The sequence below is a fragment of the Mesorhizobium sp. A623 genome, assembly GCF_054489405.1.
In genome coordinates, this window is the sequence record NZ_JBTMXB010000003.1 from 123965 (window position 1) to 139417 (window position 15453).

Consider the following 15453-nt stretch of genomic DNA (forward strand, 5'->3'; position numbering starts at 1 on the left):
GCTTTTTGATTCCAACCTTGAGTCTTCGGCCTGTGCGCCCCGAAAACCCAGGACGTGCAGGCGAAAAAGGCATGGGATCAGTTCTTGGCCTTGTCCACGAGCTGGTTCTTGGCGATCCACGGCATCATGGCACGCAGCTTCGCACCGACTTCCTCGATCTGGTGGCTGTCGTTGTTGCGGCGGATGCCCTTGAAGCGGGACAGGCCGGCGCGGTACTCCTGCATCCACTCCGACGTGAACTTGCCGGTCTGGATGTCGTTCAGCACGCGCTTCATCTCGGCCTTGGTGTCGGCGGTGATGATGCGGGGACCCGACACGTATTCGCCCCACTCGGCCGTGTTGGAGATCGAGTAGTTCATGTTGGCGATGCCGCCCTCATAGATCAGGTCGACGATCAGCTTCACTTCGTGCAGGCACTCGAAATAGGCCATTTCGGGTGCGTAACCGGCCTCGACCAGCGTCTCGAAGCCGGCACGGATGAGTTCGACCAGACCGCCGCACAGAACCACCTGCTCGCCGAACAGATCGGTTTCGCACTCTTCCTTGAAGTTCGTCTCGATGACGCCCGAGCGGCCGCCGCCGACGCCGCAGGCGTAGGATAGCGCGAGATCGTGGGCATTGCCCGATGCGTCGTGGTTGACCGCAACCAGGCACGGCACGCCGCCGCCCTTCTGGTATTCGCCGCGCACGGTATGGCCGGGCCCCTTTGGCGCGATCATGACTACGTCAATCGTATCCTTCGGCTCGATCAGCCCGAAATGCACGTTGAGCCCGTGCGCGAACGCAATCGCGGCCCCATCGCGGATATTCGGCGCGATCTCGTCGCGGTAGATGTCTGCCTGCAACTCGTCAGGCGTGGCCATCATCATCAGGTCGGCCCACTTGGCGACCTCGGCCACGGTCATGACCTTGAGGCCGTCAGCTTCGACCTTCTTGGCGGTCGCCGAACCGGCCTTGAGGCCGATGGCGATTTCCTTGACGCCGGAATCCTTCAGGTTGAGCGCATGCGCCCGCCCCTGCGAACCGTAGCCGATAATGGCGACCTTCTTGCCCTTGATGAGATTGAGATCGGCGTCGCGATCGTAATAGACACGCATGTTACTTTCCTTCCCGTGCTTGAAAACCGTGGTTTCTATGGATCTTTCCTTGCCCCATAGAGGGCGAGAAACTGTCTTGTGGCGCGCGCCGCGTCATCTTCTATGGCCGCTTCCGTCAGGCCGGGCCAGTCGCCCAGCAGCAGCCTGATCTGCACGTCGCGCGCGACCAGGCCGAAAAAGGTTCTAAACGCCGTTTCGGCATTGTCGAAGACGAGATAACCGGCGCGCTTGCCGGCGTCCAGCACCGGCTTCAGCCGCTTGGCCAGCGCAAACCGCCCATTTTCGAGCACGATGGCGCCGAGATTATCCTTGCCGGACGCCGCATGACTGACGGCAACCCGGTTCAGCGCGATGGACGTGTCGCTGGCGATGACCTTGAGCCAATCGCGCGCATACCCTTCCAGGCTTTCGGTCAGCGAAGCGAGATCGACATTGCCGGGATCGACCGGCGTTACCCGCACTTTCGAAGCCTGCCATTGCACGGTGGCGATCAACAGCCCGTCGCGATCGCCGAACCATTTGTAGAGCGTTTCCTTGGAGCAGCTTGCGCGCCGCGCCACCGCCGTCATGGTCAGATTGTCCCCATCCTCGACTAAAAGGCGCAACGCCGCGTCCAGCACTGTCTGCTGGCGCTCGGTCAGGACCCTTTTGTCCTCGTTGAGAACGGTTTTCTGCAACACGTCGCTTCCGGCCATCTGGCACACATCGCAAGCAATGCGTACCGTACGTTACGGTTCGGCTATAAGTGGCATTGCGCTGAACAGTCAAGCGCTATTCGCAGACGGCTCCATAATCGCAGCTAGATCGCCACCTGCGTACCGATCTCGACGACGCGCCCGGTAGGAATCTGGAAGTACTCCGTGGCATCCGCCGCGGTGCGGGCCAGGCCAATGAACAACCGGTCCTGCCACATCGGCATGCCCGAATTGGGCGATGCCTTGAGCGAGCGCCGCGACAGGAAGAAGGAAGTCGTCATGATGTCAAACTTCCACCCCTGCTTTCGACAGGTGGCGAGCGCGCGCGGGATGTTCGGCTGCTCCATGTAGCCGAAGGTCAGCGTCACCCGCATGAAAAGGTCGTTGACGGCTTCGATCTTCACCCGCTCCTCGCGGGAGGCTATCGGCTGGGGCGCCGTCACCACCGACAGGATCACGTTCTGCTCATGCAGCACCTTGTAGTGCTTGAGGCTGTGCATCAGCGCGGTCGGCGCGCTGAACGGGTCGCTGGTCAGGAAGATCGCCGTACCGGGCACCAGATGCGGCTTTTTCTTCACGAGGTTGGCCGCCAGAAAATCCAGCGGGACTTCGTTCTTCCGGGTCTTGTCGAACAGATAGCGGCTGCCCCGCACCCAGGTCCACATCGTCAAAACCACGGTAAACGCGACGACGAGCGAGGCCCAACCGCCTTCGAAAACCTTGACGATGTTGGAAAAGAAGAAGCCGATGTCGATGAAGCCGAACACGGCGGTCAAGGCTACCGCGCGCCACTGCGGCCAGTTCCAGATACGCGTCATCACAAAATACAGCAGCACGGTGGTCACCAGCATGTTGCCCGTCACGGATATGCCGTAGGCGGAAGCCAGCGCGCTGGACTCCTCGAAGCCCACCACCAGCAGCATGACCACCAGCGCCAGGATCAGGTTGACGCGCGGCATGTAGATCTGCCCCGATTGCTTCTCCGACGTGTGCTGAATCTCGAGACGGGGCAGGATGTTCAACTGCACGGCCTGCCGGGTCAGCGAAAACGCGCCCGAAATAACCGCCTGGCTGGCGATCACGGTCGCGGCTGTCGCCAATGCCACCATCGGAATCAGCATCCAGCCTTCGTTCATCTCGAAAAACGGATGGCCAACCTGCCCGCCTTTGGCCAGCACATAAGCGCCCTGCCCGGCATAATTGAGCAGCAGGCACGGGAAAACGATGGAAAGCCAGGCAAGCACGATGGGCTTGCGGCCGAAATGGCCAAGATCGGCATAAAGCGCTTCGGCACCTGTGACAGCCAGGAAGATGGCGCCAATCGTTATGAAAGCGACTTCCGGTGAGTTCTGGAGGAAGCCGACAATGTAGATCGGATTGATCGCCAGCAAAATCTCAGGATCGTCGACGATATGGATAATTCCCGAATAGCCGATCGCCAGGAACCACAGGGCCATGATCGGCCCGAATATCATCGCCACGCTTCCGGTACCGAAGCGCTGCACTGAAAACAGGATGGCGAGAATGACGAGCGTCATCGGGACGACATAAGGCTCGAACGTTGGCGTGATAACATTGATGCCTTCCACCGCCGAAAGCACGGAAATCGCTGGCGTAATCACCGCATCGCCGTAAAAAAGCGATGCGCCGACCATGCCGATGCCCAAAACGATGGCCGGCCGCTTCTGCAGGGCGTTGCGCACAAGCGCCATCAGCGACAGCACGCCGCCCTCGCCGCGGTTGTTGGCCCGCAAGACGAACATAATGTATTTGATGGTGACGATGATGGTCAGCGACCAGATGATCAGCGACAGAACGCCAAGAATCTGACCCCGCTCGACACCGCCGGGTCCCGTCGCCGCAACAAGCGCTTCACGGAACGCATAGATCGGGCTCGTGCCGATGTCGCCATAGACCACGCCAAGCGCACCGAGCATCAGCACCTTGGTGCCGTGTTGTTCTGTCTCGGGCTGACCTAGCTGATCAATGGACTCTGCCTCACCACCATTGTCGGCAAGGGCCATGGACGGTTCTCCGTTAAGCGCTGGGTGCTCTAGCCTTGCTGCATCGCAATATCAAGGACCAATGCAAGTTGCCTCCCGCGTAATCCCGATGTAGGGGACTTGTCACCATCCACAAGCCTTGAGAAACCGGCCGACCGTCCCCGCCATGCCGTATTCGAGCGCATCCGCTGTCAACCCATGGCCGATGGACACTTCAGCGAGGCTTGGAATGCGCTTTATCAAGGGCGGCAGATTGCCGACGACGAGGTCGTGCCCGGCGTTGACCTGGAGCCCCGCAGCCAGTGCCGCGTCAGCGGTTTTCACCAGCCTTTCCAATTCGTTGGTCGCATTACCTGGATTCGAATGGAAGCTGCCATAAGGCCCCGTATAAAGTTCGATCCGGTCGCATCCGGTTGCCTTTGCCTGCCCCACATCATCGGGATTGGGATCGCAAAACAAGGAAACGCGAAAGCCGCCCTTTTTCAACCGACGGACGATCGGCGCGAGGAATTCGGCCTTTTCCGCAAAATTCCAGCCATGGTCGGACGTCGCCTGGGCCGGGTCGTCGGGCACCAGCGTCACCTGCTCCGGCTGGTTCTTTTCCACAAGCGCCAGGAATTCCTCCGTCGGATACCCCTCGATATTGAATTCGGCGCCGGGGAACTCGTCATCGATCAGGGCGCGGATTTCCGGCAGGTCGCTGAGGCGTGTATGGCGCTCGTCCGGGCGCGGATGAACCGTCAGACCGTGTGCGCCAGCCGCAAGGGCAATGCGTCCCAGCCCCGTAACGCTCGGCCATGGCAGGTCGCGCCGATTGCGCAGCATGGCGACGGCATTAAGATTGACGGATAGTTTTGTGGGCATGATCGGCCTCTGAAATCGCTTGGCGCGCCACCTATAGAGGCTTTGAAGGGAACACGCAGGGGTATTTCGGTGTTCCACAACCAGGAATGACAATCCCGGACGAGGAAAAATCATGAATTCTCTTGAGTCCGTGCCCGCTATCCGACGTATCGACACCGACCGAGACGATCTGCTCGCAGTCGATATCGTCGGCCATGTTTCGGCCGCCGATGCGGAAAACCTGTTCGGGCTGCTGGAGGCCGCCTATGCGCTTCATCCAAAAATCGATGTGCTGGTGCGCCTCATCGAGCATGACGGCGTCGATTGGGCGGAACTGTCCAGACAGACACTCGAACGTGGAAAGGCCAATGCCATCGAGCACGTCCAGCGATGTGCAACGGTCGGTGAGCCGAACTGGACCGGCCAGGTGCAAGGCCTGTTCACGACGCTGCCGACCGACCTTCGTCATTTCGACACGGAAGACGAGCCCGACGCATGGGCATGGCTCGGCGCCAAGCCGCTCCCGGCATGACTACCGCACGATGGTCAGCCGCTCTGCCGCCCGCGTGATCGCCGTGTAGAGCCAGCGCTGGCGGGTTTCCTTAAAGGCATAGCTTTCGTCGAACAGTACGATCTCGTTCCACTGCGAGCCCTGCGCCTTGTGCACCGTCAGCGCGTAGCCATAATCGAAATCGTCGAACCGCTTCTTCTGCTGCCAGGGAATGTCGGCGTCCGGATCTTCAAACACGGCTTTCAGGAGCTTGATCTTGGCGACGCCGCGATCGGGATCGTCCTCCTCCGGCGAAACCAGAAGGTTGATGCCGGGTTTGACGGTTTCCCGCGACGAGGTCATCACCTTCCACAGCGAGCCGTTGAGCAGTCCCTTGGCGGGATCGTTGCGCAGGCAGACCAACTTGTCGCCGGCCTGCGGGTAGTCGGCGGAAAAGCCCTTCAACTCGCGCAGGCGCTGGTTGTAGCGCCGGCGGGTGCGGTTGGTGCCGACCAGAACCTGATCGGCCTTCAGCACCAGTTCCTGCGTTACCTCTTCCTTGCCGATCACCTGCGCGGTGCCATAGTCGCCACGCGGGAACTCGCGCCCCTCCCGCACGTCAAGCGCCAGCCGGATGATGGGATTGTCACGTGCCTGCCGATGGATTTCGGTGAGCAAAAAATCCGGCTCGTGCTCAGTGAAGAACCCGCCGCCGGAAATCGGGGGCAACTGGCCGGGATCGCCCAGCACGAGGATCGGCGTGCCGAAACTTTGCAGATCGCGCCCGAGTTGTTCGTCCACCATCGAGCATTCGTCGATGATGACCAGCGCCGCTTTCGAAATCGGGCTTTGCCGGTTGAGCGAAAAAGTTGGCGACATCGAGGTCTTGCCCGTCACCTCGTCTTCCACCGATTCCTCGCCCTTGGGCCGATAGATCAGCGAATGAATGGTGCGGGCATTGGTCGCCCCCTTGGAGCGCAGCACTTGGGCTGCCTTGCCGGTGAAGGCGGCGAACTGCACCTGCCCGTCGACATGCTCGGCGAAATAGCGCGCAAGCGTCGTCTTGCCGGTGCCCGCATAACCGAACAGCCGGAACACCTGCGGGCGGCTCGCCTTGAGCCAGCGCGCGACGGCCTTCAGGGCCTCATCTTGTTGGGGTGAAAATTCCATGTCCTTGAGAGACAGGATTCGGCGGCTCAGGGCAAGGCGTTTGCAGCTCCCGTCGCCGCCTGCTGCCGGCAAACAGTCGCACCGGCCTATTTTCTGGCGTTGTGGCGGATGAAGTGTTCGAACGCCTTGCCGAACGCAACCAGATACTCCTTCGTCGAGTCGTTGGTCAGCCCGCCGGTTTCGGCAAACAGGCTGGCGGAATTGCCGATATAGGCTTCCGGTTGGGCAAGCACCGGCATGTTGAGGAAGGCCAGCGACTGGCGCAGATTCCTTGCGCAGGCTGCCGATGAGAACTGCTACGGTCGTCGTCTGGAACTCCTTGTTTGCTTCGGGAAGCCAGGGCCAATCGACATTTAGCGATCAGAGCGTGAGGCCACCGAGTTGTGATGCGCCCAGACAAAAAGCCAAAGCGGGCGCATCGTCCACGCAAGTAGCCAGTCTCAACGCAGCATCGGCCACAGCGTCGCGGCGAGCAGCAGGCCCATGGCGATGTTGAACCATTTCAACCGCACCGGGTCGGCCAGAAAGCCGCGCAAGGCCGTGCCAAAACCAGCCCAGACCGAGACGCTGGGCAGATTCACCGCGCCGAACGCGCCGGCCACCAGCAGCACCGATAAAAACGGGCGTTCGGGAACCGTGTAGACTGCCATTGCGGTGATCGCCATCACCCAGGCCTTGGGGTTCACCCACTGGAACGCGGCGGCGTCGAGAAAGGTCAGCGGGCGGGCATCGTTCCCAGCCTTGCTGTTCATGGATCGCGCCATGGCGATCTTCCACGCCAGATAGAGCAGATAGGCGGCACCGGCGATTTTCAGCGCGGTATGCAACGCCGGAAAAGCCGTCAGTACAGCGCCCAGGCCCAGGCCGACCGCCAGCAGAAGCACGACGAAGCCGATGCCGATCCCCAACATATGGGGAATAGAGCGGGCGAACCCGAAATTAACGCCCGAAGCCAGCAACATGAGGTTGTTGGGTCCGGGCGTGATCGACGTCACGAAGGCATAGACGAGCAATGCGAACAGCATGTCGTAGGACATCTGGCTTATCCAAGGTTCGATAGATGGCGTCTTCCCGGCGCAAAGGCCGGGAGTTTTGGCTACATGCCTTGTGCGCCGCGATTCATCGCCGCCACGCCGGTCCGGCAGATCTCGACCAGGCCGAGCGGCCGCATGATGGCGATGAACTGGTCGATCTTCGAGCTTTTGCCCGTAAGCTGGAAAATGAAATGCTCGGTATTGGCGTCCGTCACATGGGCGCGGAAGGCGTCGGCAAGACGAAGCGCCTCGACGCGGTTGACGCCTGTGCCGGCCACCTTCACCAGCGCAAGCTCGCGCTCGAGCGGCCGTTCCTGCCCCAACTCCTGCGAGCGCACGGTCAGGTCGACGACGCGGTGCACCGGAACAATGCGTTCAAGCTGATGCTTGATCTGCTCCAGCACATGCGGCGTGCCGCTGGTGACGATGGTGATGCGAGACAGATGCGTCTCGTGCTCGGTCTCGGAAACCGTCAGGCTTTCGATATTGTAGCCGCGGCCGGAAAACAGGCCGATGACCCGCGCGAGCACGCCCGGCTCGTTATCGACCAGCACGGAAAGCGTGTGTTTTTCCGGCTTTTCGGTTTCCTTGGCGATGAAATAGGCCGATCCGGTCGGTTGAAGCTGTGCGTTCATGTTGCGATCTCGATCTTAAAAACTTGAGCTACCACTTTGTTTCCGCACGATTATCGCGACAGGAAACAATCGGAAATCGACTAAACCAGTTCCCTGCCCTTGGCGTCGATGGCGTTGGCCACGGCTTCGTCCGTGGCCTCGTCGGGCAACAGCATCTCGTTATGCGCTTTGCCGGATGGGATCATCGGGAAGCAATTGGCGAGCGCCGCCACGCGGCAGTCGAACAGCACCGGCTTCTTCACCGAGATCATTTCCCGGATGGCATCGTCCAGTTCGTCGGGCTTGTCGCAGCGAATTCCGTGACCGCCATAGGCTTCGGCAAGCTTGACGAAATCGGGCATCGCCTCGGTGTAGGAATGCGACAGCCGGTTGCCGTGAAGCAATTGCTGCCACTGGCGCACCATGCCCATATACTGGTTGTTCAGTATGAAGATCTTGATCGGCGCATTGTGCTGCACCGCTGCCGACATTTCCTGCATCGTCATCTGCACGGAAGCGTCGCCGGCGATATCGATGACCAGCGCATCGGGATGCGCGATCTGCGCGCCAAGTGCCGCCGGCAGGCCGTAGCCCATCGTGCCCAGCCCGCCCGAGGTCATCCAGCGGTTCGGCTTTTCGAAATGATAGTGCTGCGCCGCCCACATCTGGTGCTGGCCGACCTCGGTGGTGATGTAGGTGTCCATGTCCTTGGTCAGTTCATAAAGCCGCTCGATGGCATATTGCGGCATGATGACGTCCGGGTTCGGCTTGTAGGCGAGCGAATCGCGCGCGCGCCAGCGGGCGATCTGCTCCCACCACGGGTACAGCGCCTTCTTGTCGGGCTTCACGGTCGCGCGCCACAGCCGCACCATATCTTCCAGCACGCGACCGGCGTCGCCGATGATGCCGATGTCGGCGCGCACGTTCTTGTTGATGGACGAAGCGTCGACGTCGATATGGATCTTCTTCGAATTCGGAGAAAAGGCATTCAGCCGTCCGGTGATGCGGTCGTCGAAGCGCGCGCCGATACACACCATCACGTCGCAATCGTGCATGGCCAGATTGGCTTCATAAGTGCCGTGCATGCCCAGCATGCCGAGCCAGTTCTTTCCCGACGCCGGATAGGCACCGAGGCCCATCAGCGTGGAGGTGATCGGAAAGCCGGTCAGTTCGACCAATTCGCGCAACAGATGGCTGGCCTCCGGGCCGGCGTTGATGACGCCGCCGCCAGTGTAGAGAACGGGCTTTTTCGCGCCCGCCATCAAGGCGACAGCCGCCTTGATCTTCTCCAGGTCGCCCTGGACCTGCGGCTGATAGCTGGTGCGGGGTGCTGTCTGTGGCGACACATAGATGCCGCGCGCGAACTGCACGTCCTTGGGGATGTCGACCACCACGGGGCCGGGACGCCCGGTCGTTGCGACGTGGAACGCTTCGTGGATCGTCTTGGCCAGATCGTTGACGTCCTTCACCAGCCAGTTGTGCTTGGTGCAGGGCCGGGTGATACCGACCGTGTCGCATTCCTGAAAACCGTCCGAGCCGATCAGCGAGGTCGGCACCTGCCCGGTCAGGCAGACCAGCGGGATGGAATCCATCAGCGCATCCTGCAGCGGCGTCACCGCATTGGTGGCGCCCGGACCGGAAGTGACCAGCATGACGCCCGCCTTGCCGGTCGAGCGCGCATAGCCCTCGGCAGCGTGCCCGGCCCCCTGTTCGTGGCGCACCAGGATATGTTCGAGTTGGTCCTGCTGGAAAAGCTCGTCATAGATCGGAAGGACAGCACCGCCCGGATAGCCGAAAACATGCTTGACGCCGTTGTCTATCAGCGCCTGCACCACCATTTCGGCGCCCGTCATTTCGCGCCGCTCGTTTTGTCCGTTGCTCATCGGTCTGGCTTCCGTTTTCTTTTCGCTTTTCCAGCGGTTTAGTCTGGTTTTCGGCAATAAAAAAGGCCCCCGAGGGAGCCTGTGTCTTGCGCATGGGAGGATTTCGCCCGGCGGTTACACCGCCTTGCCCACACGCCTTCCTACTACGAGAATGATCTTCTTGTTCATGGGCGCGGACAATAAGGGCGAAAACGTGCCCCCGTCAATGGGGTGAAAACAGATTGTTGCTTGGCTCGCCGCCGGCTCGTGCCAGCGCTAGACTGAGCCCCCCTGCCGCATAGCTGCCGGCGGCAAGCATGCATCAAATACTCGAACGCGCGTTAAGGAGCACGAAACCATCCGGCAACACTTCGCTTTAACGCGCGTCCTGTAGGTTCGGGTCTTCTGGGGTACTGGATAAGTATATATGTTCGTTGAACGCGAAGCTTCCGCCGGAGAAGCGACCTCGCAAGAGCGTCGTGCGGCCGCACAGGCCGACCGCCGCATTCTCGGCAATGTGGTGCAATGCGACGGTGCGCGAGCCGTGATATCGGCCTTTGCCGACGAAAGCGGCGACCTGGACACCGGCCGCTGGACCGTCGGCAAGATGATTTCGATCAATCTCGGCGCCATTCGCACAGTGGGCCTGGTCTATTCCATCGACAAGGCCGACCGCGCATGGGACAACGAGGCCCAAAACGCCATCGAAGTCAGCGTGGAGCTTGTCGGCGAGGTTCGCGATGGTTCCGAGCCGAACGCAAAGCCGTTCTTCGATCGCGGCATTACCGAATATCCGCATATCGGCGCGCTGGCCCATCGCATTCGCAGCCGCGACCTGCAGGCCGTTTACGACCTGGCTGGACGCCATGCGATCACCATCGGCTCGCTGTCCCAGGACGAGGCTATCGACGCCAAAATTGCCATCGACGACACGCTGGCCCGCCATTTCGCCGTGGTCGGCACCACTGGCGTCGGAAAATCCACCGCGGTTGCGCTGCTTTTGCGCAAATCGATCGCCGCATGCCCTGATCTCCGCGTGCTGATCCTCGACCCGCATAACGAGTTCGCGGCGTCTCTTCCCGAATATTGTGTCAGGATCGATTCGACGACGCTCGACCTGCCCTTCTGGATGTTCAGGCTGGAAGAATTTGCCGAAGTGCTGTTTCGCGGCCGCGAGACGATACAAGAAGAGGTCGACCTGCTTCGCGAGCTTATTCCCGTTGCCAAGAACATCTATCGCACGGGCAATTCCGGCAGTTATGTTCGGCGGGGTTCGGAGACGATGACGGCCGATACGCCGGTGCCCTATCGCATCGCCGACCTCATCCGGCAGATCGATGAGCGCGTCGGCATGCTGGACAGCAAGAACGACCGGCCGATCCTCAAATCGCTGAGGGCGCGCATCGATTCCGCCGCCGCTGACCCGCGCTACCGTTTTATGTTCAATTCCCGCATGGTCGAGGATTCCATCCACGAAACGATCGGCCATATCTTCCGCGTTCCGCACCAGGGACGCCCGGTAACGTGTTTTGAAATGGCCGGCATGCCGGCCGAGGTGGTCAATTCCGTCTGCTCCGTGCTTGCGCGCCTTGCCTTCGACCTCGCGCTATGGAGCGAGGGGCGGTTGAAACTGCTTTTGATGTGCGAGGAAGCCCACCGCTATATGCCGTCCGATCCCCGCCTCGGCTTCGCGCCGACGCGGCACGCTTTGTCCCGCATCGCCAAGGAAGGCCGCAAATATGGCTGCTACCTCGGCGTCGTCACGCAGCGGCCCGGAGAACTCGATCCGACGATCCTGTCGCAGTGCTCGACCTTCTTTGCCATGCGCCTAGCCAACGAGAAGGATCAGGCGATCATCCGGTCGGCCATCGCCGACTCTTCGGCCTCGACATTGTCGTTCCTGTCCTCGATGGGCCAGCGCGAAGCCATCGCCTTCGGCGAAGGGGTTGCCACCACGATGCGGATGAAGTTCGCCAAACTGGATCAGGCTCTGTTGCCAGGCGCGGCCAAACAGACCGTTACGGATGCCGACGGAGACAACGGCGATGTCGACCTTGCGGCAATCGTCGACCGGTTGCGCAATGTGACGAAACCTCAGCCCGCCATGAGCCTGATTCAGCCAGTGGATACAGCGCGGCAAGCCGGCGATCCAGACTACAGGAAGCCCGCTGCACTGCGTATCCAGGCGAGTGACGATCTCGATCTTCGCTACGGCTTGAAACCGGCCACTTTCGGGATGCGGCCGCAGAACGACTGATTGCCACCGGACCGGAAGCCGGGCGGAAACACCAGCGGCAGTGCGGCTTGCCTTCGACCTCAGGCGCAGATCCGGTTGCGGCCCGTTCGCTTTGCCTCGTACAATTGGCGGTCGGCGCGGCGGTAAAATTCCTCGGCGGTTTCCTTCCTGTCCCAGACAGCCAGGCCGACGCTGGTGGTAACCCGTAGCCGCACGTTTCCCGACATGATCGAGAGGTTCGCAATTGCCTTGCGGATACGCTCGGCGAACGTCGCCAGAAGCTCGGCATCCATGTTCGGCGTGACGACCGCGAACTCTTCACCACCCAGACGGGCAACCACGTCGTGGTGCCGGGTCAAGTCCTTCAGGCAGTTAGCGACGGCTTTCAGCACCTCGTCGCCAATGTCGTGGCCATGCGTATCGTTGACCTGCTTGAAGTGGTCGAGATCGAGGATCATCAAGCTTATCGGCCGCTCGACGCGCCGGAACTCCACGAGATATTCGCGTAATGCGTCGTCAAAATAGCGGCGGTTCTGCATCCCGGTAAGACCGTCGGTCAGCGCCGCATGCGCCAGTGTCTCGGAGCGGGCGCTGAGTGAAACGGTCATGGCGCGCAATTTGTCTTCTTCCTTCACCTGACCGCGGATGAGCGGGTAGATGAAGAAAACGCCGAAGAACAAGGCCGTCGCCAGAAGCACGCCGGTCAGGAAAAGCAGCGTGTTCAGATAAGCGAGGGTCTCGCCCGCAGAAGGACGCCAGAAGTCGGTGGCGTTGGCTTGCACGAAATCATAGGCGTGCGCCATCACCAGGCCTGCGGCGAGGATCACGGCTATAAAGACGAAAAAGGCTGATTCCGCCTTGTGGAAGCGCATATTTTCTCCGGCCAGATCGGTGAAGTGGGTTATGCCACCCACCGGCTTACAGAGCGTTAATCTCCACAACAAAAACGTGTATTTTGTTGCGCCCTTCGCTTTTGGCGATACTCGAAAAATTTAGATATCCAGGCGCTTGCCGCCGCTTAATCTCGTCCAGGTGGCGTCCAACTGATGCCTGAACCACGTCGTTTGCCGTTTGGCATATTGCCGCGTTGCAATCTTTGCGCGCTCGATTGCGTCAGGAAATGTCATCTCTCCGGACATCGCCGCCTGCAATTCCCGTACGCCGATGGCTTTCATCGCCGGCAGCGCCGGGTCGAGATCAAGCGCGAGAAGTTCCGCCACTTCGTCCAGAGCACCTGATCCGATCATGGCGTCGAAACGCGCGTCGATGCGCGCAACCAGTTCGGACCGGTCCGGCTCGATTGCGAAAAGCCGGGCGCTGTTCCTGTCGACAAGAGGCGTTCCGCGCAATGCCTGCCAGTCGAGGATGGACCGGCCGGACGCCTGCAGCACTTCCAGCGCCCGCACGATGCGCTGGCCGTCGCTGGCCTTCAGTGCCATCGCCGCGCCAGCGTCCTCCTTCATGAGAATTTGATGCAGCCGCGCCGCCCCCTGTTCATGCAACTCGGTGCGCCAGCGGTCGCGAATCGGGGTCGGGATGTCGGGCATTTCGGAAATACCGTCGATCAGCGCGCGAAAATAAAGCCCGGTGCCGCCGACGAAGATCGTCGGACCAGCCGACAACGCCCCGTCGTCGATCAGTTTCGTCACATCGCGCATCCACTCACCGGTCGAGTAGGCGACGGACGGATGAACGTGCCCGTAGAGGTGATGCGGCACGCGCGCCAGTTCCGCCATACCGGGCCGGGCCGTCAGGACGTTCAGGATCGAATAACCCTGCATGGAATCGGTGTTGACGATAACGCCCCCGTGACGCTCTGCGAGGTCGAGCGCAAAGGCCGACTTGCCGCTGGCGGTCGGCCCGGCTATCAGGATAGCGTTTTTCACCCGCCCCTCGCCCGCACCGGAACCTGTCATGTCGCTTGTTGCCACGCTTGTTTCTCACCCCGCCGCCCGCGCACTGTCGCCGGCGATTGCGAATATGGCGGCAAAGGCGGTCGAGGCAAGCACCGTTCTCTGGCTGGCCGACGAAATTGCCTGCGATATCGCCTTGCCGGGCAGCGCCGTCCATGCGGATATGCTGAAAACCCTGCGAGCCGCGCTGGCCCCGCACCCGATCGACGTTGCGGTACAGGACACGCAAGGCAGGCGCAAAAAAATCCTGATCGCCGATATGGATTCGACCATGATCGACCAGGAGTGCATCGACGAACTGGCCGACGAGATCGGCCTGAAAACCCATGTCGCGGCCATAACCGCGCGCTCCATGAATGGCGAGATCGCCTTCGAACCGGCGCTGCGCGAGCGCGTGGCCTTGCTGAAGGGTCTTGAGGCGGCGGTGGTGGACCGTATCGTCGCCAACCGGCTGACGCTGGCCTCGGGCGGCCGGACACTGGTTGCGACCATGCGCGCAAACGGCGCCTGGACGGCGCTGGTTTCCGGCGGTTTCGACGTGTTCACGACCCGCATCGCGGAAAAACTCGGCTTCGACGAACACCGCGCCAACCACCTGATCGCGCAGGGCGACCGGTTCACGGGCGAGGTAGCCGAACCCATTCTCGGGCGTGCCGCCAAGGCCGACGCGCTCGTCCAGATTTCCGCCCGTCTCGGCCTGACGCCGGCCGATGCCATCGCGGTAGGCGACGGCGCCAACGATCTCGACATGATCCATCTTGCCGGATGCGGCGTGGCCCTGCACGCCAAGGCCTCCGTGGCTGCGGAAGCGGGCGTGCGTATCGACCATGGCGACCTGACCGCCCTGCTCTATCTGCAAGGCTATGCAAGCGCTGAGTTTTCAGCATGACCCCGATCCACACCAAGCGTCTTACCCTGCGCAATTGGGAAGAGCGGGACCGCGCGCTGTTTCATCGCATCAATTCCGATGAACGGGTCATGGAATTCTTTCCGTTCCGCCGCGATCGAGCGCTGGCGGACGTCAAGATGGACGAGTTCCGGCAGCGAATCGACACGCATGGCATTGGCTGGACGGCTGCTGAAATCACCGCCACCGGGGAATGCATCGGCTTCGTCGGCATCACGGATGCCGATCACATGCCGTTCCTGCCCGAAGGCACGGTCGAGATCGGCTGGCGGGTCGCGCCGGAATTCTGGGGCCACGGCTATGTCACGGAGGCCGCGCGGGCTTGGCTCGCCTTTGGCTTCGACACGCTTGGACTTGACGAGATCGTTTCCTTTGCGGTCGCAGCCAATCGCCGTTCCACGGCCGTCATGGAACGCATCGGCATGAAGGCCGACCCGTCAAGCGACTTCGATCATCCCGGCGTGTCCGACAGCCACCCGCACCTGAAGCACCACCTCTTTTACAGGCTGAAGCGCGCCGATTGGGAGATAGCAAAAAGGGCGACTCTGTAGCCGCCCTTTCTTCATTATAAAGCAATCGCTTCTGGCGT

15 protein-coding genes are annotated in these 15453 nt (G+C 61.2%); 4 read left to right on the top strand and 11 right to left on the bottom strand.

What is annotated here, in order from left to right; genetic code table 11:
- Positions 1-77: 77 nt before the first annotated feature.
- The 4 genes from ilvC to ACX3P1_RS04550 all read right to left on the bottom strand — a co-directional run bounded on the left by ilvC (position 78) and on the right by ACX3P1_RS04550 (position 4659).
- Positions 78-1097: a ketol-acid reductoisomerase gene (gene ilvC, locus ACX3P1_RS04535; RefSeq protein ID WP_459078363.1), complete on the bottom strand. Its 1020-nt coding sequence runs from the start codon at positions 1095-1097 to the stop codon at positions 78-80.
- Positions 1098-1132: 35 nt separating this feature from the next.
- The gene (locus ACX3P1_RS04540) at positions 1133-1792 is read right to left on the bottom strand and encodes a TetR/AcrR family transcriptional regulator (RefSeq protein ID WP_459078364.1); all 660 of its coding nucleotides are present in this window, start codon (positions 1790-1792) and stop codon (positions 1133-1135) included.
- A gap of 104 nt (positions 1793-1896) precedes the next feature.
- On the bottom strand, positions 1897-3816 hold the full coding sequence (locus ACX3P1_RS04545; protein WP_459078365.1) for a potassium transporter Kup: 1920 nt from the start codon (positions 3814-3816) through the stop codon (positions 1897-1899).
- Between the two features lie 102 nt (positions 3817-3918).
- On the bottom strand, positions 3919-4659 hold the full coding sequence (locus ACX3P1_RS04550; protein ID WP_459078366.1) for a pyridoxine 5'-phosphate synthase: 741 nt from the start codon (positions 4657-4659) through the stop codon (positions 3919-3921).
- A gap of 112 nt (positions 4660-4771) precedes the next feature.
- Here ACX3P1_RS04550 and ACX3P1_RS04555 point away from each other — a divergent pair, with 112 nt between their 5' ends.
- On the top strand, positions 4772-5170 hold the full coding sequence (locus tag ACX3P1_RS04555; RefSeq protein ID WP_459078367.1) for a SpoIIAA family protein: 399 nt from the start codon (positions 4772-4774) through the stop codon (positions 5168-5170).
- Here the strand turns inward: ACX3P1_RS04555 and ACX3P1_RS04560 are convergent, their stop codons facing one another.
- The 5 genes from ACX3P1_RS04560 to ACX3P1_RS04580 form a co-directional block, all read right to left on the bottom strand.
- Positions 5171-6298 (bottom strand): ATP-dependent DNA helicase, encoded by a 1128-nt coding sequence (locus ACX3P1_RS04560; protein ID WP_459078368.1) that lies wholly within the window; start codon positions 6296-6298, stop codon positions 5171-5173.
- Positions 6299-6384: 86 nt separating this feature from the next.
- On the bottom strand, positions 6385-6537 hold the full coding sequence (locus ACX3P1_RS04565; RefSeq protein WP_459078369.1) for a hypothetical protein: 153 nt from the start codon (positions 6535-6537) through the stop codon (positions 6385-6387).
- A gap of 201 nt (positions 6538-6738) precedes the next feature.
- Positions 6739-7335, bottom strand: a complete 597-nt coding sequence (locus ACX3P1_RS04570) for a LysE family translocator (RefSeq protein WP_459078370.1) — start codon at positions 7333-7335, stop codon at positions 6739-6741.
- Between the two features lie 59 nt (positions 7336-7394).
- Entirely contained in the window at positions 7395-7967 is a 573-nt protein-coding gene (ilvN, locus tag ACX3P1_RS04575; protein ID WP_459078371.1) for an acetolactate synthase small subunit, read from the bottom strand.
- An 80-nt stretch (positions 7968-8047) separates the two neighbouring features.
- A complete protein-coding gene (locus ACX3P1_RS04580; protein WP_459078372.1) occupies positions 8048-9829 on the bottom strand; it encodes an acetolactate synthase 3 large subunit in 1782 nt (593 codons plus the stop codon).
- A gap of 406 nt (positions 9830-10235) precedes the next feature.
- On the opposite strand from ACX3P1_RS04580, the gene ACX3P1_RS04585 reads away from it, so the two are divergent.
- Positions 10236-12065, top strand: coding sequence for an ATP-binding protein (locus ACX3P1_RS04585; RefSeq protein WP_459078373.1), 1830 nt, complete (start codon positions 10236-10238; stop codon positions 12063-12065).
- A 59-nt stretch (positions 12066-12124) separates the two neighbouring features.
- On the opposite strand, the gene ACX3P1_RS04590 is transcribed toward ACX3P1_RS04585, so the two are convergent.
- Both ACX3P1_RS04590 and miaA read right to left on the bottom strand, forming a co-directional pair.
- Entirely contained in the window at positions 12125-12916 is a 792-nt protein-coding gene (locus tag ACX3P1_RS04590; RefSeq protein ID WP_459078374.1) for a GGDEF domain-containing protein, read from the bottom strand.
- 120 nt (positions 12917-13036) lie between these two features.
- Positions 13037-13960 carry a tRNA (adenosine(37)-N6)-dimethylallyltransferase MiaA gene (gene miaA / locus ACX3P1_RS04595; RefSeq protein ID WP_459078375.1) on the bottom strand — a complete coding sequence of 308 codons (924 nt, stop codon included), beginning with the start codon at positions 13958-13960 and terminating at the stop codon, positions 13037-13039.
- Between miaA and serB the strand changes: the two genes are divergently transcribed.
- Positions 13959-14846 carry a phosphoserine phosphatase SerB gene (gene serB / locus ACX3P1_RS04600; RefSeq protein WP_459078376.1) on the top strand — a complete coding sequence of 296 codons (888 nt, stop codon included), beginning with the start codon at positions 13959-13961 and terminating at the stop codon, positions 14844-14846. The genes miaA and serB overlap by 2 nt on opposite strands.
- A complete protein-coding gene (locus ACX3P1_RS04605; RefSeq protein ID WP_459078377.1) occupies positions 14843-15415 on the top strand; it encodes a GNAT family N-acetyltransferase in 573 nt (190 codons plus the stop codon). The genes serB and ACX3P1_RS04605 overlap by 4 nt, the downstream gene beginning before the upstream one ends.
- The last annotated feature ends 38 nt before the right edge of the window (positions 15416-15453 follow it).